General features: G+C 74.3%; 18 protein-coding genes and 2 pseudogenes. 10 read left to right on the top strand and 10 right to left on the bottom strand.

The annotated features are described in order from the left end of the window. Positions 1–114: 114 nt before the first annotated feature. Entirely contained in the window at positions 115–714 is a 600-nt protein-coding gene (locus ACL06G_RS07625; RefSeq protein ID WP_412784529.1) for a MarC family protein, read from the top strand. Positions 715–718: 4 nt separating this feature from the next. Here the strand turns inward: ACL06G_RS07625 and ACL06G_RS07620 are convergent, their stop codons facing one another. Together ACL06G_RS07620 and ACL06G_RS07615 are read right to left on the bottom strand one after the other, a co-directional pair. After that, the gene (locus ACL06G_RS07620; RefSeq protein WP_412835619.1) at positions 719–1,585 is read right to left on the bottom strand and encodes an alpha/beta fold hydrolase; all 867 of its coding nucleotides are present in this window, start codon (positions 1,583–1,585) and stop codon (positions 719–721) included. A 139-nt stretch (positions 1,586–1,724) separates the two neighbouring features. Then, positions 1,725–3,445: pseudogene (locus ACL06G_RS07615) on the bottom strand (DEAD/DEAH box helicase). Between the two features lie 386 nt (positions 3,446–3,831). On the opposite strand from ACL06G_RS07615, the gene ACL06G_RS07610 reads away from it, so the two are divergent. Further along, positions 3,832–4,620, top strand: a complete 789-nt coding sequence (locus ACL06G_RS07610) for a ferritin-like fold-containing protein (protein WP_412835618.1) — start codon at positions 3,832–3,834, stop codon at positions 4,618–4,620. A gap of 14 nt (positions 4,621–4,634) precedes the next feature. Here the strand turns inward: ACL06G_RS07610 and ACL06G_RS07605 are convergent, their stop codons facing one another. The 4 genes from ACL06G_RS07605 to ACL06G_RS07590 all read right to left on the bottom strand — a co-directional run bounded on the left by ACL06G_RS07605 (position 4,635) and on the right by ACL06G_RS07590 (position 6,543). After that, a complete protein-coding gene (locus ACL06G_RS07605; RefSeq protein ID WP_412784526.1) occupies positions 4,635–4,949 on the bottom strand; it encodes a hypothetical protein in 315 nt (104 codons plus the stop codon). Between the two features lie 200 nt (positions 4,950–5,149). Beyond that, on the bottom strand, positions 5,150–5,377 hold the full coding sequence (locus ACL06G_RS07600) for a DUF3107 domain-containing protein (protein WP_412784664.1): 228 nt from the start codon (positions 5,375–5,377) through the stop codon (positions 5,150–5,152). A gap of 136 nt (positions 5,378–5,513) precedes the next feature. Then, positions 5,514–6,134, bottom strand: a complete 621-nt coding sequence (locus tag ACL06G_RS07595) for a TetR/AcrR family transcriptional regulator (protein ID WP_412784663.1) — start codon at positions 6,132–6,134, stop codon at positions 5,514–5,516. A 187-nt stretch (positions 6,135–6,321) separates the two neighbouring features. Further along, entirely contained in the window at positions 6,322–6,543 is a 222-nt protein-coding gene (locus ACL06G_RS07590; RefSeq protein WP_412784525.1) for a hypothetical protein, read from the bottom strand. Between the two features lie 155 nt (positions 6,544–6,698). On the opposite strand from ACL06G_RS07590, the gene ACL06G_RS07585 reads away from it, so the two are divergent. The 8 genes from ACL06G_RS07585 (at position 6,699) to moeZ (ending at position 16,240) form a co-directional block, all read left to right on the top strand. After that, entirely contained in the window at positions 6,699–7,694 is a 996-nt protein-coding gene (locus tag ACL06G_RS07585) for an alpha/beta fold hydrolase (RefSeq protein WP_412784524.1), read from the top strand. Then, on the top strand, positions 7,687–7,824 hold the full coding sequence (locus ACL06G_RS07580; RefSeq protein WP_412784523.1) for a hypothetical protein: 138 nt from the start codon (positions 7,687–7,689) through the stop codon (positions 7,822–7,824). Before ACL06G_RS07585 ends, ACL06G_RS07580 begins: the two co-directional genes overlap by 8 nt. Positions 7,825–8,201: 377 nt before the next feature. Next, positions 8,202–9,287 (top strand): DUF3152 domain-containing protein, encoded by a 1,086-nt coding sequence (locus ACL06G_RS07575; protein WP_412835617.1) that lies wholly within the window; start codon positions 8,202–8,204, stop codon positions 9,285–9,287. Positions 9,288–9,486: 199 nt separating this feature from the next. After that, a complete protein-coding gene (locus ACL06G_RS07570; RefSeq protein ID WP_412835616.1) occupies positions 9,487–11,367 on the top strand; it encodes a DUF3492 domain-containing protein in 1,881 nt (626 codons plus the stop codon). Beyond that, positions 11,367–13,139, top strand: a complete 1,773-nt coding sequence (locus tag ACL06G_RS07565) for a hypothetical protein (protein WP_412835615.1) — start codon at positions 11,367–11,369, stop codon at positions 13,137–13,139. The genes ACL06G_RS07570 and ACL06G_RS07565 overlap by 1 nt, the downstream gene beginning before the upstream one ends. Before the next feature lie 166 nt (positions 13,140–13,305). Beyond that, a complete protein-coding gene (locus ACL06G_RS07560; protein WP_412784519.1) occupies positions 13,306–14,229 on the top strand; it encodes an NAD-dependent epimerase/dehydratase family protein in 924 nt (307 codons plus the stop codon). Further along, positions 14,217–14,969 (top strand): spherulation-specific family 4 protein, encoded by a 753-nt coding sequence (locus tag ACL06G_RS07555; protein ID WP_412784518.1) that lies wholly within the window; start codon positions 14,217–14,219, stop codon positions 14,967–14,969. Before ACL06G_RS07560 ends, ACL06G_RS07555 begins: the two co-directional genes overlap by 13 nt. Positions 14,970–15,061: 92 nt before the next feature. After that, entirely contained in the window at positions 15,062–16,240 is a 1,179-nt protein-coding gene (gene moeZ / locus ACL06G_RS07550) for an adenylyltransferase/sulfurtransferase MoeZ (RefSeq protein WP_412784517.1), read from the top strand. Positions 16,241–16,307: 67 nt separating this feature from the next. Here the strand turns inward: moeZ and ACL06G_RS07545 are convergent. The 4 genes and pseudogenes from ACL06G_RS07545 to pspAB all read right to left on the bottom strand — a co-directional run. After that, positions 16,308–17,117: pseudogene (locus ACL06G_RS07545) on the bottom strand (ABC transporter permease); the annotation flags it as partial. After that, entirely contained in the window at positions 17,114–17,887 is a 774-nt protein-coding gene (modA, locus tag ACL06G_RS07540; protein WP_412835614.1) for a molybdate ABC transporter substrate-binding protein, read from the bottom strand. The pseudogene ACL06G_RS07545 and the gene modA, both read right to left, overlap by 4 nt. A 7-nt stretch (positions 17,888–17,894) precedes the next feature. Further along, entirely contained in the window at positions 17,895–18,290 is a 396-nt protein-coding gene (locus tag ACL06G_RS07535) for a TOBE domain-containing protein (RefSeq protein ID WP_412784515.1), read from the bottom strand. A gap of 109 nt (positions 18,291–18,399) precedes the next feature. Next, complete coding sequence (gene pspAB / locus ACL06G_RS07530; protein WP_412784514.1) at positions 18,400–18,996, bottom strand: PspA-associated protein PspAB; 597 nt, start codon at positions 18,994–18,996, stop codon at positions 18,400–18,402. Positions 18,997–19,005 lie beyond the last annotated feature (9 nt).

The following is a 19,005-nucleotide window of genomic DNA, read 5'->3' as shown; positions in this document are numbered from 1 at the left end:
CGTCCGGCCCGGCTCCGCTCCCCCGGAGTCGTGCGGCCCGCGCTCCGTCCGACGCGTTCGTCCCCCGCGTCCTCCTCCATCCGTTCCACTCCCCACCCGCACCGAGGTCCCGCCGTGTTCGATGCCGCTCTCTTCGGATCCGTTTTCGTCACCCTTTTCGTGATCATGGACCCTCCCGGGATCACCCCGGTGTTCCTGGGGCTGACCTCCGGCCGGCCCGCGCGCACCCAGCGCCGCATGGCCCTGCAGGCCACCGCGGTGGCCTTCGGTGTGATCGCCGTCTTCGGAGTCTGCGGCCGGCAGATCCTCGACTACCTGCACGTCTCCGTGCCCGCCCTGATGGTCGCGGGAGGTCTGCTCCTGCTGCTCGTCGCGCTCGACCTGCTCACCGGAAAGGCCGACGAGCCCTCCCAGACCAAGGACGTCAACGTCGCGCTGGTGCCGCTCGGCATGCCGCTGCTCGCGGGGCCCGGCGCCATCGTGTCGGTGATCCTCGCCGTGCAGCGTGCGGACGGCTGGGGCGGTCAGCTGTCGGTGTGGACGGCGATCCTCGCCATCCACGTCGTGCTCTGGCTCGTGATGCGGTACTCGCTGTTCGTCATCCGCGTCATCAAGGACGGCGGAGTGGTGCTGGTGACGCGGCTGTCCGGGATGCTTCTCTCCGCCATCGCCGTCCAGCAGATCGCGAACGGCGTGATGCGGTTCGTCTCCTGAGCGTTCAGCTCACCGCGGTGGCCCAGCCGGCGATCAGGGCGCGAGCGGTCTGCTGCGGCTGCTCGGCGTTCGGCGAGTGGTCGGCCCCCACGACCACCGTACGGCGGGCACCGATCGCCGAGGCCATCGCGCCCATCTCCGCCACCGGCCAGACGTAGTCGCTCTCCCCGCTCACCACGTGCACCGGCATGCCGGCCCCGGTGAGTGCGGCCAGCTCCGCCGTCCGGTCGGGTTCGGCCAGCAACTGCCGGGCGGTCGCAGCCAGCTGCTCGGGGACGTTCGCCAGCCAGCGGTGGTGCAGGAACTCGGCCACCGCCGGCGGGGTCACCTCGTCCGCGGCCTCCGGCGGGTCCAGCTCCCGCATGGCGCGCCAGATGTCCTCCATCTCCATGACGGGCAGCGCGCCGAGCAGCATCTTCAGCCGCGACTGCTGGGCCGGGCAGACCGCTCCCGGACCGCTGCTGAGCAGCGTGAGCGAGGCGAAGGGCTCGCGGTCGGTCAGCACCGCCGCGCGGGAGACCAGGCCGCCGAGGGAATGGCCGACCAGGTGCAGCGGACCGTCACCGCCACACACCCGGGAGAGCGCCAGGACGTCGGCGGCGAGCTCCTCCTGCGCGTAGGCGGCCTCGTCCAGCGGCCCACCGCTCTCGTACTGGCCCCGCCCGTCCACCGCGATCACGCGGAACCCGTCGCGGGAGAGCGGTTCGAGAAGACCGAGGAAGTCCTCCTTGCTGCCGGTGAAACCGGGGATCAGCAGGGCGGTGCCGCGCGTGGGATCGCCCATGTCGTGCACGGCGAACGGGCCCCGTTCCGTGGCGAGTCGGTGCGCACGGGCTCCGGGGGGCAGGTCGAGGACGGGCGGTCGGCTCATGCCTGGACGCTACCGCGCCGCGGGTGTCGGGGGCGAGAACGCAGCGCGCACGAGGAGCGTCGAACGGTCACCGCCCGGACCGCGATTCGGACAGCGGAACGCCCCCACCGGTGCACCGGTGGGGGCGTTCCGCGCCGGTTCAGCTCTCGCCGCCGGCCTCCGACCTCGCGGCAGCACCGGAGCGGGTGCGGCGCCGGCGCCGCGGCGGACGGCTCGCGCCGTCCTCGCCGGAGCCCGACGCGCCCGGGGCCTGCTTCGGCGCAGCGTCGTTGGCGGCCTTGGCGGTCTGGGGGGCCTTGGCGGCTCCCGCGCTCCCGGAGCGGGTGCGGCGCCGGCGCCGCGGCTTGCGGGGCGCCTCCGCGGCGCCTCCGTCGGCCGCCGGCCCCGTCCCCTCGGAGGACGTGCCCTCGGACGACGGCGACGCCACCGGCTCGCCGCCGCGGGTCCGCCGCCGCTGCCGGGGCCGGGTGCGCCGCGGGCGGTCGTCGCCGGAATCGCGCCGGGCGCCCCGGCCGCTCTTCGCGCCGCGGCCGCCGGTCTCGCCGAGATCCTCGATCTCCTCGGCGGCGAGTCCCGCCCGCGTGCGTTCGGTGCGCGGCAGTATGCCCTTGGTCCCCTCGGGAATGCCGAGGGCCTCGTACAGGTGCGGCGAGGTGGAGTAGGTCTCCTCGGGGTCGTGGAAGTCCAGCTCCAGTGCCTTGTTGATCAGCTGCCATCGCGGGATGTCGTCCCAGTCGACCAGCGTGACGGCGGTACCGGAGGCGCCGGCGCGGCCGGTGCGGCCGATCCGGTGCAGGTAGGTCTTCTCGTCCTCGGGGGTCTGGTAGTTGACGACGTGGGTGACGTTGTCGACGTCGATGCCGCGCGCGGCGACGTCGGTGCACACCAGTACGTCGACCTTCCCGTTGCGGAAGGCCCGCAGCGCCTGCTCCCGGGCGCCCTGGCCCAGGTCGCCGTGCACCGCTCCGGCGGCGAAGCCCCGGCGTGAGAGCTGGTCGGCGATGTCGGCGGCGGTGCGCTTCGTCCGGCAGAAGATCATCGCCAGCCCGCGGCCCTCCGCCTGCAGGATCCGCGCGACCATCTCGGGCTTGTCCATCGAGTGGGCGCGGAAGACGTGCTGCTCGGTGTTGGCGACCGTCTGGCCCTCGTCGTCCGGAGCGGTGGCCCGGATGTGCGTGGGCTGGTTCATGTAGCGGCGTGCGAGCGAGATGACCTGACCCGGCATGGTCGCCGAGAACAGCATCGTCTGCCGTGTGGCGGGCAGCTGCTGCAGGATCTTCTCGACGTCCGGGAGGAACCCGAGGTCGAGCATCTCGTCGGCCTCGTCGAGCACGAGCGTCCGGATGCTGGAGAGGTCCAGCTTCCGCTGGCCGGCCAGGTCGAGGAGGCGGCCGGGCGTGCCGACGACCACGTCGACGCCCTTGCGCAGTGCCTCTACCTGCGGCTCGTAGGCCCGCCCGCCGTAGATCGACAGGACCCGCACGTTGCGGACCTTGCCGGCGGTCAGCAGGTCGTTGGTGACCTGCTGGCAGAGCTCACGGGTGGGGACGACCACCAGCGCCTGCGGCGCGTCGGTGAGCTGCTCGGGCCGGGCCCGGCCCACCTCGACGTCCAGCGGGACGGTGACGGACTCCAGGAGCGGCAGGCCGAAGCCGAGGGTCTTGCCGGTGCCTGTCTTCGCCTGGCCGATGACGTCGGAACCGGCGAGGGCGACCGGAAGGGTCAGCTCCTGGATCGGGAAGGGGGACGTGATGCCGACGGCTTCCAGGGCCTCGGCGGACTCGGAGAGGATCCCGAGTTCTCGAAACGTGGTGGACAGGATGTTTCGCCTCTTCTGTGTGACGCGATCCGAGGCGGCACCGGTCGGGGCCGGTGGAGCGAGGCGGGTCAGTACCGCACCCGGGCACGGCGGGGCCTCTTCGGCCCGTCCGCCGTCCGGCGCGGGACCACTAGCTCATCGCCCTGGCGCTCATCTCGCGCGAGCGGTCCCTCATGGAACGTGGCCCGTGCGCGAGCACGCAGCCACGTGAAGGGCTTGTCAGTCGGAGCCGATCGGGCCACCGACCGGGCATCCGCATATGCGTCGGACCTGCCGTCTTCGGCGGGTCTCCATAGCACTGTACCCCGGATCCGCGCACCTGTACCGGGCCGGAGGATGTGTACGAGTTCACACCGGTCCGCCACGGGCGGCACCGGGCCGGCCCTGCGGGCCCGCCTGCCTGGTGGGGAGGGCTATCGTGCTCGGCATGGAGACGCCCGACACACACACCGACGCGGCCGCGGAAGACCCGGCCGCGGAAGACCCGGCCGCGGAAGACCCGGCCGCGGCGGCCGGCGGGACCGGCATCGCCTCGCGGAGCTGGGAGCAGGCCTCCGGCGACCCCCAGTACCGTGCCGCCGTGGTGGACCTGCTCGGCGCACTGGCGTACGGGGAGCTCGCTGCTTTCGAGCGCCTGGCCGAGGACGCCAAGCTCGCGCCGTCGCTCGCCGACAAGGCCCAGCTCGCCGCGATGGCGTCCGCCGAGTTCCAGCACTTCGAACGGCTGCGGGAGCGACTCGCCGAGATCGACACCGACCCCACCGCCGCGATGGAGCCCTTCGCGGAGCCGCTGGACGAGTTCCACCGGCTGACGGCGCCCTCCGACTGGCTGGAGGGCCTGATCAAGGCGTACGTGGGCGACTCGATCGCCTCCGACTTCTACCGCGAGGTCGCGGCCCGGCTGGACACCGACACCCGCGCGCTGGTGCTGGCCGTGCTCGACGACACCGGCCACTCCGGTTTCGCGGTGGAGAAGGTGCGTGCCGCGATCGAGGCGGACGAACGCGTCGGCGGCCGCCTCGCGCTGTGGGCCCGCCGCCTGATGGGGGAGGCCCTGGCGCAGGCGCAGCGCGTCGTCGCGGACCGGGACGCGCTGTCGACGATGCTCGTCGGCGGCATGGCGGACGGCTTCGACCTCGCGGAGGTCGGCCGGATGTTCTCGCGCATCACCGAGGCGCACACGAAGCGGATGGCCGCCATCGGTCTCGCCGCATAGCGGCGGGACCCGGCTCAGTGCGAACGCGATGCGGCGGTACGTGGTGCGGCCGTACGCGGTGCCGCCGTGTGCGGCCGCGACGCCCCGCGCGGCGGACGCACGTGGAGCAGGGAGAGCATGGCCGCGGCGACCCCCGCCGCCACCAGGAGGGCACTCGGCAGGTTGCCGGGGCCCATGACCGCGTAGGCGACCATGCCGCCGAGGAGTCCGCCGCCGGCGCCGGTCGGCAGGACCAGCCCGCGGCGGGGGAGACGTGACGGCAACCGGAACGCGGCGCTCCAAGCGAGGGCGAGTCCGACGAGGACAGAGCCGCATGCTTCCCAGAACACGGAACCTCCCGGGCCGTTGAGGCGGAATCGGTCGATCCGGTCCTCCCCTCCGGGCGGCGGTGTGAAACTGCCGTGAAGAGGAACGTCCGAGGCGCGCTGCCCAGCCGGGCGGGGCTGCCGGGTACAACCACGCGTGCGGGGTACGGAAGTGAACTCCCTTACCCCGCACGCGTGTTCCGAGTGGTGCCCCGGAGGAGTCGTCAGAGCGTCCCGAAGCCGACCTTGCGGCCGCCCGGTTCGCCGATCTCGACGTAGGCCACCCGGTCGGACGGCACCAGGACCTTGCGGCCGTGCTCGTCCTCGAGGTTGAGCACGGAACCGGTCTCGCCCAGGGCCGTCTCCACGGCCTTCCGGACCTCGTCCGCGCTCTGGCTGCTCTCGATGACGATCTCGCGGGGCGCGTGCTGCACGCCGATCTTGACCTCCACGGCCATGTCCCTCCGACGGTCGAGGTGCGCGGACAGCCGCGCCGTACGCTGCACAGATTAGCCCGCGCCGCCGGTTGCCCGTCGACTGCGGCGGCACGCCCTCAGCGAACAGCCGATGGCCGCGGCGCGCGGCGCGTCACTGCAGGGGGAAGCCCGCGATCCCGCGCCAGGACAGCGACGAGATCAGGCGCGCCGCGGCGTCCCGGGGAATCCGCTGGCCGGCGCCCAGCCAGTACCGGGCGGTGATCTGCGCCATGCCGCACAGGCCGACCGCGAGCAGCATCGCCTGGTCGCCGGGCAGTTTGGTGTCCTCGCTGATGACCTCGCTGACCGCCTGCGCGCAGTCCAGGCTCACCCGGTCCACGCGCTGGCGCACCGCGGGCTCGTTGGTGAGGTCCGACTCGAACACGAGCCGGAACGCGCCGCCCTCGTCCTCGACGAAGCCGAAGTAGGCGTCCATAGTGGCCGCGACGCGCTGCTTGTTGTCGTGGGTGGACTCCAGCGCGCTGCGCACCGCCTGGAGCAGTGCCTCGCAGTGCTGGTCCAGCAGCGCCAGGTAGAGGTCGAGCTTGCCGGGGAAGTGCTGGTACAGCACGGGCTTGCTGACACCCGCCCGGTCCGCGATGTCGTCCATGGCCGCCGCGTGGTAACCCTGCGCGACGAACACCTCCTGGGCGGCTCCGAGGAGCTGGTTGCGTCGGGCCCTGCGCGGCAGGCGCGTGCCGCGGGGGCGCGCCTCTGCTGCTGTCTGCTCGATCGTCACGCTCGCCTCCCTGGTGCCTCCCCGGCCGGGCCAGGGGACGTTTCGTTCACGACGCGGATGTGCGCCTGACAGCCATCGTACTTTCGGGTAACCCCGGTCGTGCCCGTCATGGCCGACATTCTCCCTCGGCGGAGGCTACCGGGAGCCTCCGCCGAGGCCGGTGGGGACGGCGGGCGCCGCCTCAGCGGTACTCGTCCTCGCCCACGTCCACCACCTGCGCCTGTTCGGCGGCGTCGGCCGCATCGACCTCGGGCGAGCGCCCGGTGATCGGCTCGCTGCGCTGCCGGAGAAGCTCCGCGTGCTGTTCGGCGGCGTCCGCTTCGGGCGCTTCGATTCCGGTGTCCGCGGGCTCCTCCTCGTAGACGTCCTCGAACGTTTCCGGATCGGTCGGGTCGAGTGCCATGTGGATCTCCCTTCCCGGGGCGCGTGCCCCGCAGTCCGGTCCTCGCGTGTGCGCCGCGACGGGGCCGGCCCGCCCGGGCCGCTGTTCAGGCGGGTCCCCGCCACGATGACGGCACACACCTCGGTACCCGTGTGATCGTCTCGTAACATTGCTCCATGTCGTCGACCGAGCAGCCGGATCCGACCACCGTCCTACCCGGTGCGATCCCCGAATCCACCGTGCCGCACGTCCACGACGGAGAGACGCTCCGCTCGCTCCCGCTGCCGGGCATGACCCTCACGGTCCGTGCCCGGCCGCCGTCGCGGCAGGGCCTCCCTCCCGCACTGTACGTGCACGGTCTCGGCGGTTCCTCGCAGAACTGGTCGCCGCTGATGGCGGAGCTGGCCGACACCGTGGACGGCGAGGCCCTCGACCTGCCGGGGTTCGGAGCCTCCCCGCCGCCGGACGACGGGAACTACTCCGTGTCCGCCCACGCCCGGGCCGTGATCCGTCACCTCGACGCCGCGGCGCGCGGACCGGTGCACCTCTTCGGCAATTCTCTGGGTGGCGCCGTCACCACCCGCGTCGCCGCACTGCGCCCGGATCTGGTGCGGTCCCTCACGCTCGTCTCCCCGGCCCTGCCGGAGCTGCGCCCGCAGCGCACCGCGCTGCCGACCGCGCTCCTCGCGCTCCCCGGCGCCGCGCCGCTGTTCCGGCGGCTCACGAAGGAGTGGAGTCCGGAACGGCGCACCCGTGAGGTGCTTGCGCTGTGCTACGGCGATCCGGGCCGGGTGGAGCCCGAGGACTTCCGGATCGCGGTGCGGGAGTACGCCCGCCGGGTGGAGCTTCCGTACTTCTGGGACGCGCTGGCCCGCTCGGCCCGCGGTGTCGTGAACGCCTACACTCTCGGTGGCCAGCACTCCCTGTGGCGGCAGGCGGAGCGGGTGCTCGCCCCGACGCTTCTCGTCTACGGCGGCCGTGATCAGCTGGTCTCCTTCCGTACGGCGCGACGCGCGAACAAGGCCTTCCGGGGCTCCCGCCTGGTGACTCTGCCGCAGGCAGGGCACGTGGCGATGATGGAGTACCCCGACGTGGTCGCGCGTGCCTTCCGCGAGCTGGTGACCGAGGCGCCCGGTGCGGCGCGAGCAGGTGAAGGGAGCACCGATGAGTGAGTGGGACGTCCGGTACGCGGGGCGGCGCCCGGGGGCGCCCCCGGAGCGGTCCGGAGCGGTCCGGTGCCGCATCGTCGGGCGTCTCCGCCGCCACGACCGCGCCGGCGCGGCGCACGCGGTCGGCGCCTGATGGGGCGCCACGGCCGCAGGCGCGACCTGCCTCCCGAGACGTCGAAAGCCGCCGACGGGCCGCTCGGAGCGGAGCAGCTCCGGCCGGTGCAGCCGCCGGCACGTCCCCATCGGACGGAGAGATCCGGCGGCCACGGGCCGGAGGCGCAGGTCCGTGCGCCCGCGGTTCCGCGCCCCTACCCCGGGTCACCGAGCCCCGGGGGTCCCGCGACTCCCGCCCACGGCACCCCGCGCCCCCGGCAGAACGCGCCCTCGGCAGACGGGCCCAGGGTGCGCGGCGGTCACCCGGAGCACCGGGAGCCGGCCGGAAGGAGCTTCGCCGCGGGGCCCGCGGGCCCGCGCGGAACGGCCGGCAGCGGCCCCGGGGGTCGTGGTCCGATGCGGGGGGCCGGGAACGGGGAGCGGCCCGGACCGCGCCAGGACTACCTCGACGCGTTCGAGGACGACGTCTTCGCCGCCGGTGCGTCCGGTGCCACCGACGCCGCGCCGTCGGTGCCGCGCAGCCGCCGGCCGGGCGAGCGCGTCGTGGGGCCGACCCGGGTCGGCGGTGTCGCCGGCGGGCATGTGCCGCCGGGCGGTGTGCAGGAGCCCGCCGGGCCGGCGGGGCCGCCCGACGACGAGCCGGCCGAGAAGCGTCCCGGCCGTGCGAAGGCCAAGGGGCGCACCTTCACCGGCGTGTTCGCCGCGGCCGTGACCACCGTGCTGGCCGTCGTGGTGGCCGGGCAGGTGACCGGTATCGACCAGGGCGTTCCGGATCGGGCGGCGTCCGCCGACGCCGATTCCGCCGGCGGTGACGACCGCTCCGCCGGTCCCGTCACCGGGCCCTCGGACCCGCAGCCGGCCGAGCCGCTCACCTACGAGGAGAAGATCGCCCGGGTCCTGCCCTTCGACCCGGAGCTGCAGGGGCCGGGGACCTTCACCGCCGTCGGCGGCCGGCAGGACGGCACCGGCCGGGGCGAGGTGTTCCGCTACCGGGTCGAGGTGGAGGACGAGCTGCCGCTCGACGGCGAACTGTTCGCCGAGGCGCTGCACCGCACCCTGAACGACGAGCGCAGCTGGTCGCACGACGGGGCGCGGAGCTTCCGGCGCGTCGCCTCCGGGCAGGACGCCGACTTCGTGGTGACGCTCGCCAGCCCGGGCACGACCGGCGAGTGGTGCGAGAAGTCCGGCCTGGACACCACGGAGCAGAACGTCTCCTGCGACTCGGCCGCCACCGAGCGGGTCATGATCAACGCGTGGCGGTGGGCGCGGGGCTCCGAGACCTTCGGCGACGGACGTATCCGCGCGTACCGCGAGATGCTGATCAACCACGAGGTCGGCCACCGGCTCGGCAAGGGACACAGCTACTGCGGGACCGACGGGTCCCTCGCGCCGGTGATGATGCAGCAGACCAAGACGCTCACCACCGACGGGCGCACCTGCCGCCCGAATGCATGGCCCCACCCGGGGAACGGGGGCGACTGACCCGCCTCGCCCCCCTGCCGTCGCATCGCGCGGGAGGGGAACGTCCGAACCTCCGTGAGGTCACGCCGCTTCACCCCTTCCGGTGGTGCGGCGGACAACCGTCCGCCGCGCACCCCCCTTGCGTGCCTACGGTCTGTCGCATCACGTCCGCCGCATTCCGCACGGCGGACCCACACGAGGACAGGCCGGGGGTGCGTTCGTGCGCGTTGCGCTGCTTACGGAGGGTGGGTACCCCTACGCACGGGGTGAGTCGGTGCTGTGGTGCGACCGGCTGGTGCGCGGCCTGTCGGGGCACGAGTTCGAGGTCTACGCGCTCAGCCGCAGCGCCCGGCAGGAAGCCGGCGGCCGGTACGACCTGCCGCCGAACGTGCGGCACGTGCGCACCGCGCCACTGTGGGGCCCGGCGGCGCAGCCGCCGGTCGACGGCGCGGGTGCGCGCGGCCTCACCGGGCGGCGGGAACGGCGGCGGTTCGCCGAGTGCTTCGCCGAACTCGCGGCCGCGATCTGCGTACCTGCGGACCCGGGCGGCACCACCGGGGCCGTGCAGGCCGGTTCCGCGGCGACCGACGGGGCCGCGGCGGCCGAGCGCTTCGCCACCGGCCTCTACGGTCTGGCGGACCTTGCCCGCGAGTACGGCGGGCTGCCCGCCGCCGTCCGGTCCGAACTCGCCGTGCGGGTGCTGGAGTCCGCCTGCCGTGCGCCCGGAGCGCTGCGGGCGGTGCAGACCGCCCAGGTCTCCGACCTGCTCGCCGTCGTCGACCGGTTGGAGCGCGCGCTGCGCCCGCTGTCGTCCGACTGGCTCGACGAAGCCCCGGGCAGCCTGGGGCTCGCGTCCGTGGACCTGTGCCACGCGGTGGGTGGCGGCCCCGCGGCACTGGCCGGGCTCCTCGCCGCGCGCGCGGCCGGCACCCCTCTGCTGATCACCGAGTACGGTGTGCGGCTGCGTGAGCACTACCTGACGGCCGCCGTCGCGCCGGGCGCCGCCGGCGCCCCCGTCCGTGCGCTGCTGGCCGCCTTCCAGGGGCGACTCGCGCAGGAGGCGTACGCTCGCGCGCAGCTCATCACGCCGGGCAACACGCATGCCCGGCGCTGGCAGGAGCGCTGCGGGGCCAGCCGGGAGCGACTGCGCACCGTCTACCCGGGGATGGACGCCGAACCGTTCACCGAGGTCGGCGAGGCGGTCATGGACGTTCCGCCGGGGGCCGACGCAGCGAGCGGAACCCACCCCGCACTCGTCTGGGTCGGCCGCGTCGAACCGGCGAAGGACCTCGTCGCCCTGCTGCACGCCTTCGCCGAAATCAGACGCTCGCTGCCGGAGGCCCGGCTCCGGATCGTCGAGACCGGTCCGGGCGCCGCCCCCGATGCCGCCGGGTACGCCGCACACCTGCGCTCCCTCGCCGCACACCTGTTCCCCGACGAGGCCGCCGACGCACGGAGCGTGGGGAGGAGCCCGGTCACGTTCGAGGAGATCGGCGGGCCCACGGCGCCCAGTCTCGCCGACGCCTACGCGTCCGGCTCCGTGGCGGTCCTGTCGAGCGTGGTGGAGGGCTTCCCGGTCTCCCTGGTGGAGGCCATGTTCTGCGCCCGGGCCACCGTGTCGACCGACGTCGGCGCGGTGTGCGAGGTGATCGGCGGAACCGGACTCGTCGTGCCGCCGCGCAACCCGAGCGCCCTGGCGGACGCCTGCCTGGCCCTGCTGCGGGACCCCGCGCGGCGCACCCGCCTCGGAGCGGCCGCCCGCGCGCGGGCGCTGGAACTGTTCACCGTCGAGCAGAACATCGAGGCCTTCCGCGGCATCTACCTGGAGTTGATGTCGCACACCCACCGAGCCGGTGAGGACGCCGTCGCCGAGGACGGCACACCCCTCCCGTTCGCACACCCCGCCGAGTCCCACGTGCCGGGGCGCTGGGCGAGCAGCGCCCGCCCGTCCGCCGCCGCCCTCGCCGCCGGCACGGCTCCCGGCAGCCGCCGCCCCCGCTTCCCGGCACAGCCCACCTCACCCGACGGCCCCGGCCGGGCCCGGCACGCGGCGGTCGGCGGCGCGGCCGTCGCCGCCCGGCCGGGCCAGGAGGACCAGTGATGAGTTCCCGCCCCGAACCCCGAGTACCCGGCACGCCCGAGGACCGGGACGCCCCGGACCCGGCGGCCGCCCCCGTCAACCCGGGAGCCTGGGACACCCGGTCGTGGACCCTCGTGGACGACGTGACCGGCCCCCGCCCGGCAGCCGGCGCACAGTCCCCCGCACCGACCGGCGCCGCCGGGCAGCCGTCCCGGCGCGAGGAGCCCGCCCCGGAGGTGGTGTGGCCCGAGGCGGACCGCGCGGACGCCCCCGCGCTGGACGCGGACGGCGTGCCGCTCGCCGAGCCTCCGACGGGGCCCGTGCGGCCGCTGGCCCGCCGCCCCGCAGCTCCGGTTCCTCCTCCCCGGGATACCCGGCCGTCCCCGGAACACGGTGGGGCGGAGCAGCCCGGACCGACCGCAGGCGCACCCCCGCGCCGCCGGGCCCGCGCCACTCCGTCGGCCGCGCCGACCCCTGCCCCACCGGCGCCCGGGACCCGGCTTCCCGACCCGCCGCAGCGGGCCGAGGGCGCCCCCTCCGCCGACGGCCCGCCGGACGGGGAACCGTCCGCCGAGGGGGCTCCCGCCCGGAGTCGGGAGCGCACGCCCCGGGCCGCACCGGCCGGAGGGCGGCCGCCGGCCGCGCGCGGTGCCGTCGCCGCGGCACCGGGCCCCGGTGGCTCCGCCGACCCGGTGCGTGAGCTCATGCACCGCCATCGCGCCCTGTGCGAGCGCGCCGTCGATCCGCTGGAGATCGCAGCCGGGCTGGAGGCGCACGGCATCACCGACCGGACGGCCGCCCGCTACCGCCACCGCGACGTCTTCTCCCTCGCGGAGGAGCTGTACGTCCGGGTCCCGCGCGCCGAGAACGACCCGCCGCCCGCCGCCCCCGACGCACCGGTCGGAGGGGGCGGCGCCACCGGCCTCCGCACTGTCGGGCGGGCATTGAGCCACCTGCTTCCCGGCGCCCTCTGCGCGGCGACGCTCGCCGGGCTGGTGCAGGTCCCCGCGTCCCCGCCGTACGCCCGGCCCGCGGTGGCGGTGCTCGGAGGCCTTGCCGTGCTGGCTGCCGTCGGTCTGTCGCTCCGCGGCCTGCCGCGGACCCGTACCGCCGCGCTGTGGGCCTGCTGGCTGCTCGGCTACGCGCTGTACGGCGACTGGTTGCTGGCCCAGCTGCTCTCCGTCGGGGAAGGAACCGGCCTTCCCGTACCGGCGCTCGGCTGCCGCTGCGTGCCGCTGGCGATGAGCATCGGCGTCGCCCCGGCCGCGTGGTGCGCACAGTTGTTCGCCGCCCGGGCGCGCCGCAGGCTCGGCGGCAGCCGCAGCCTCGGCGACTTCGCCGCACGGGTGCGGCCACTGCTGCTGCTCGCCGTCGCCTCGTTCGTCGCGGCACTGCTGGCTGTCCAGTACGCCGTCCATCTCGCGGTGGCCGGCACCCTCCCGCCCTACGGCACGCCGGCGACGACCGCCGCGCTGGGGGCGCTGCTGTTCCTGGCGCTGCTGCTGAGCGCCCACGGATTCCCGCGCGCGGCCTCGGCGGGACTCGCCTCGGCCTGCCTGCTGGTCGCCGCCGCCCTCGGCACGGTGCTGGCGGCCCGCCTCCCCGGGGCGGAGCAGCTCGCCCTGCCGGTCGAGTCGGCGGTGGCCGTCCTCGGACCTGCGGTCGTCCCCGTCGTCGCCTGCACGCTGGCCGCGCTCCCGCTGCTCGGCTATGCGCTGCGCGTGCTGGCCGGGGCCTCGGCCCACCAGCGGGGCGGTCCGTCGGCCGACCGTCCGCTGCGCCAGGTCAGGTGACGACCGGCAGCCGTTCCGGGCGCGGCGGCCGCGCCGCCCACCGCTTCCTCCCCTTCCCTCTCCTCCCTTTCCCTCCGCCGCACGGAAGTGCACGAGACACGACAGGAGCACCACCCATGACACTCCGCAATTCCCGTCGAGCGATCCGTCACGAGGAGGCCGCACCATGCGTGTGCTGCTGATCGGTGCCCACGGGTACCTCGGGCGCTTCGTCGCCGAGCGCCTGCTGGCCGACCCGGCCGTGCAGCTGACGGCGCTGGGCCGCGACGACGACGCCGACGTCCGTTTCGATCTGTCCTCCGGCAGCCCGGGCGCCCTCACGCGGTTCCTCGACGCGGTGCACCCGGGCGTCGTCATCAACTGCGCGGGTGCCGTCCGGGGCGGTGCCCGGGAACTGACCCGGCACAACACGGTCGGCGTCGCCACCGTCTGCGAGGCCATGCGCCGCAGCAGCTGCGGCTCCCGGCTGGTGCACCTCGGCTGTGCCGCCGAGTACGGCCCCTCCCAGCCGGGGTCGTCCACCGCCGAGGACGCCGTACCGCGTCCCGGGGGGCCCTACGGCGTGAGCAAGCTGGCCGCCACCGAGCTCGTGCTGGGGTCGGGGCTGGACGCGGTCGTACTCCGGGTCTTCTCCCCGGCCGGTCCCGGAACGCCCGCGGGCTCGCCGCTCGGGCGTCTCGCGGAGGGCATGCGCCGTGCGCTCCAGCAGGGCGACAGCGAGCTGAAGCTGCCCGCCCTCGGCGTCCAGCGGGATTTCGTCGACGTGCGGGACGTGGCCCGCGCGGTGCATGCGGCATCGCTGTCGGCGGCGCAGGGCGTGGTCAACATCGGGACGGGGCGGGCGGTGCGGATGCGTGACGCGGCCTCCGTACTGGCACGTGTCGCGGGATACGCGGGAGCCGTCCACGAACTGGAACCACCGGCGGTGGGACCGAACGGCCTGACCGCGGCCGTCCCGTTCCCGGACGGCTGCGGTGCCTGGCAGCAGGCCGACGTCCGTACGGCGCGCGACCGGCTCGGCTGGCGTCCGCGCATCGGCCTGGAGGAGTCGCTGGCCGACATCTGGATGGAGGCGGCATGCCGTATCTGACGGAGGAAGGTGCCGGGCCCGCGGCCGGGGCGGAGGATGTGCGGATCGGCGTCGGTGTCCCGGGCTGGGCGCACCCGATGCTCGCTCCCGCCGAATGGCAGGCGCTGCCCCGGGCGGAGGCCGCGCTCCACTGGACGGTGCTCGACGTGGGCCGCGGCCCCGGTGCCCGTCCCGACCCCTACTGCCTCGCGGCCGCCGCGCGGTTCCGGGAGTCGCGGGTGCGGGTGCTCGGACATCTGGACATGCGGCAGGGCTTCCGCCCGTTCGCGGAGCTGGTCGCGGACGCCCGCCGCTTCCTCGACTGGTACGGCGTGGACGGCTTCTACCTCGCGCGCTGCCCCTCCGACCCGGCCCACCTGTACGAGACCCGCCGCACGACCCGCACGCTGCGGGCGCTCAGCGGGGGCGGCAGGCTCGTGCTGGAGCACGGCACCCACCCGTATCCGGAGTACGTCTCCCTCGCGGACCAGTTGGTGACCTTCCGGGGGGCCTGGCCCGACTACCGCTGGTCGCAGGCGGCGGCGTGGACCGCCGACCACCCGCCGGAGCGCTTCTGCCATCTCGTCCACGGCGTTCCGGGGACGCACCTGGTCGAGGCGCTGCGCGTCGCGCGGTGGCAGGGTGCCGGGACGGTCTACTTCACCGATCGCGGTACGTCCGGTGGCGTGAGCCCCTGGGAGACGCTTCCCGGGTACTGGGACACATTCGTCTCGCACATCGGGACGAGTGTCTCGGAATGAGATCGGGCGTGGCAGTGTTACCGGAGACGCACGTCCTCCGGCCCACAGGTCCGGGGGGATGTCCCGATCACCGAACTTGTTGAGGTCTCTCCGTGTCGCTGCCACCCCTGGTCGAACCGGCCTCCGAGCTCACCGTCGACGAGGTCCGCCGGTACTCCCGCCACCTGATCATCCCGGACGTCGGGATGGAGGGCCAGAAGCGTCTGAAGAACGCCAAGGTCCTGTGCGTGGGCGCGGGCGGTCTCGGTTCCCCTGCCCTGATGTACCTTGCCGCTGCCGGTGTCGGCACGCTCGGCATCGTCGAGTTCGACGAGGTCGACGAGTCGAACCTGCAGCGCCAGATCATCCACAGCCAGAACGACATCGGTCGTCCGAAGGGCGAGTCGGCGAAGGACACCGTGCTGGGCATCAACCCGCACACCACGGTCACCCTCCACGAGGAGCGCCTGGACTCCTCGAACGTGATGGAGATCTTCGCCGACTACGACCTGATCGTGGACGGCACGGACAACTTCGCCACGCGCTACCTGGTCAACGACGCCTGCGTGCTGCTGAACAAGCCGTACGTCTGGGGCTCGATCTACCGCTTCGACGGTCAGGCGTCGGTGTTCTGGAGCGAGCACGGCCCCTGCTACCGCTGCCTGTACCCGGAGCCCCCGCCGCCCGGCATGGTGCCGAGCTGCGCCGAGGGCGGCGTCCTGGGCGTGCTCTGCGCCTCCATCGGTTCCATCCAGGTCAACGAGGCCATCAAGCTGCTGGCCGGTATCGGGGACCCGCTGGTCGGCCGCCTGATGATCTACGACGCCCTGGAGATGTCCTACCGGCAGGTCAAGGTCCGCAAGGACCCGGACTGCGCGGTCTGCGGCGAGAACCCGACGGTCACCGAGCTCATCGACTACGAGGCCTTCTGCGGCGCCGTGTCCGACGAGGCGCAGGCGGCCGCGGTCGACTCCACCATCACTCCCAAGCAGTTGAAGCAGTGGATGGACGAGGGCGAGAGCATCGAGGTCATCGATGTCCGCGAGCCCAACGAGTACGAGATCGTCTCCATCCCGGGCGCCAAGCTGGTGCCGAAGAACGAGTTCCTCATGGGTGACGCGCTCGGCACCATGCCGCAGGACAAGCGCATCGTCCTGCATTGCAAGACGGGTGTCCGCTCCGCGGAAGTCCTGGCGGTCCTCAAGGACGCAGGTTTCTCCGACGCCGTCCACGTCGGCGGCGGCGTCATCGGCTGGGTCAACCAGATCGAGCCGGAGAAGCCCGTCTACTGAGGCAGCCGCGCTCCGCCGCCGCCACCCGCACACCGGCGGGCGGGGGCGGCGGTGTCGTCGGTCATGCCCGCCGTGCCGGCCCCAGCCACCGGCCGCGCAGTGCGAACAGCACTCCGGCGGCCACCGCAAGCAGCAGCAGCGACACCGCCGTCGCGCCTCCCGGATCATTCTGCAGCAGGAGGTAGACCTGGAGGGGCAGCGTCTGGGTGGAGCCGGGCAGGTTGCCTGCGAAGGTGATCGTCGCGCCGAACTCGCCGAGCGCCCGCGCCCACGCCAGCGCGCCGCCCGCCACCAGCGACGGCGCCACCATGGGCAGCGTGACCGATCGGAAGGTGCGCAGCCGGCTCGCGCCCATCGTGGCGGCCGCCTCCTCGTACCGCGGCGGCACCCCGGCGAGGGCGCCCTCCAGGCTGATGACGAGGAACGGCATCGCCACGAAGGTGGCTGCCACCACCGCGCCCGCCGTGGTGAAGGGCAGGCCGACGCCCAGCCGGGCCAGCGGTTCCCCCAGCACGCCCCGCCTGCCGAACGCCTGCAGCAGCGCGACCCCCGCCACCGTCGGCGGCAGCACCATCGGCAGCAGGACCAGCGACCGGACCACCGCCTTGCCGCGGAAGTGCCCGTGGGCCAGCAGCCAGGCGAGCGGGACGCCGAGCAGCAGCGACAGCACCAGCGCCCACAGGGAGACCGCGAGGGACAGCAGCAGCGCGTCGACTACCGCGGGCGAGGTGAAGCGGCCCCACAGATCGTTCCACGGAGCCCGCGCGACCACGCCCACCAGCGGCATGCCGAGGAAGATCACCGCCACCACGGCGGGCAGCAGCAGCGGCAGCGGTGGGCGCCGCGGGATGCGGCCGCGTGCCGCCGTTCGCCTCACGGCCGCCGGAATCCCTGTTCGCGCAGGTGGGTGAAACCCTCCTCGGAGCGGAGCCAGCGGATGAACGCCGCGGCCCCCTCCGGGTGCGCCGACTCCTTCAGCACGGCCACCGGGTAGGAGGCCACCGCGTTGCGGTCCACCGGGACGGGTACCTGCGCGACCTTGTCGCCGCCGCTGTGCGCGTCGGTCTCATACACGATGCCGGCGTCCGCCTCGCCCAGCTCCACCTTGCCCAGCACGGCCCGTACGTCCGACTCCAGCGACACCGGTCGCACGTGCACGTCCTGCTCCGCCAGCACCTCGCGGCTGTAGCCGCCGACCGGCACCTCCTCGGCGGCGAGGACGACCTTCAGCGACGGATCGGCCAGGTCGCGCAGGTCGCGGATGCCGTGCGGGTTGCCCGGAGCGGTGACGACGGTGAGGCGGTTCGTCGCCACGATCCGGGGCCTTCCGGTCTCGGCGGAGACGCTGCGCATGGTCCGGGTGTCCGCGGTCGCCAGCACGTCCGCCGGCGCGCCCTGCCGTACCTGCGCGGCGAGGGTCTGCGAGCCCGCGTAGGAGATGCGCAGGTCGACGCGGGGGTGTTCCGCCTCGTAGGCGTGCTCGGCGCTGCCGAAGGCGTCGGTGAGGGAGGAGGCCGCGAGGACGGTCACGGTGGTCGTGCCCCCGCTCCGTCCGCCGCCGTCGTCGGCGAGGACGCTGCCGCAGCCGACGGCGGCCGGGCCGAACAGGAGGGCGAGGAGGGCGGCGGCGGTGCGGCGGGACGGCATCCCCGGGTCACCTCCGGTCCACGTGCACGTTGGTCGACTTCACCCGGGCGACGGCCTCCACGCCCACGTCGAGCTCCAGCTCCTCGACGGCCTCCCGGGTCAGGAGCGAGACCAGGCGGTGCGGGCCGGCCTGCACCTCCACCTGCGCGACGACATCGCCCACGGTGACGGCCGTGACGATGCCGGGGAAGGCGTTGCGGACACTGGTGCGTCCTTCGCCGGTCTCCTCGTCCGGCTCGGCGGCGAGGGCGACGGCGAAGGCGGCCAGGTCGGTGCCGGCGATCTGCCGCTTGCCGCCCTCGTCGCGCCGCGTGGGCAGCCGGCCGGCGTCGGCCCAGCGGCGCACGGTGTCCGGGCTGACGCCGAGCAGTCGCGCCGCCCGGCCGATCGAGTAGGAGCGCATATGCGGCACGTTAAGTTGCAGGAAGGCGCATCTGCAAGGCGAGAACCGGACAGAGGCTGGTGGATGCGGTGCCGCACAGTCGGGGTCGGGGGTCGGCGACGGAGGTGTCTCAGATGCCGGGGGCGCCCCACACCGGGAACCAGCGGGAGAGGTCCGGCTCGATGCTGAGGTCGTCCTCCAGCAGTCCGCGCACGCGCAGTTCCAGCGCGGTGGCGCGCTTCTCGCCGGGCAGCGGGGCGAACGGGTAGAAGGTGCCCCGCTTGTAGAGGTAGACCAGAGCGAGCGGGTGCGCCCCGGACCCGGTGTGATCCTCGACCGGGCGGAATCCGACGAGCGAGCACAGCAGCTGGGGTCCGAAGCCCGTCTCGGACAGCAGGGTGTTCACGGCGTGCAGGTCGTTCACGAGCGACGGCAGGTCCTCGGGCGGGTGGCGCGCCAGCAGCCAGGTGTAGCCGTACTGGTCCCGGCTGAACCGGACCGGGTCCTCGCCGTGTGCGCGGTCGCTGTCGAGCAGGTCGCGCACCTCGCGCCGCAGGCGCGTGAAGCCGCCGCCCTCCACGGAGGCGAAGCACACGGAGCCGACGCCCGTCGGCAGCAGGTCGGCCCCCGCCCGCAGCGTGACGGCGGCGGCGGGGAGCGCGAACAGCCGGTCGAGATCCGGACGGACGGGCTTGCTGCGGCCGAGGAGCGCGTCGAGGAATCCCATGGCGACCCA

This window comes from Streptomyces callyspongiae (assembly GCF_047200695.1).
In the GTDB taxonomy this organism is placed as follows: Bacteria; Actinomycetota; Actinomycetes; order Streptomycetales; family Streptomycetaceae; genus Streptomyces.
This window is presented reverse-complemented; position numbering and strand designations above follow the sequence as displayed.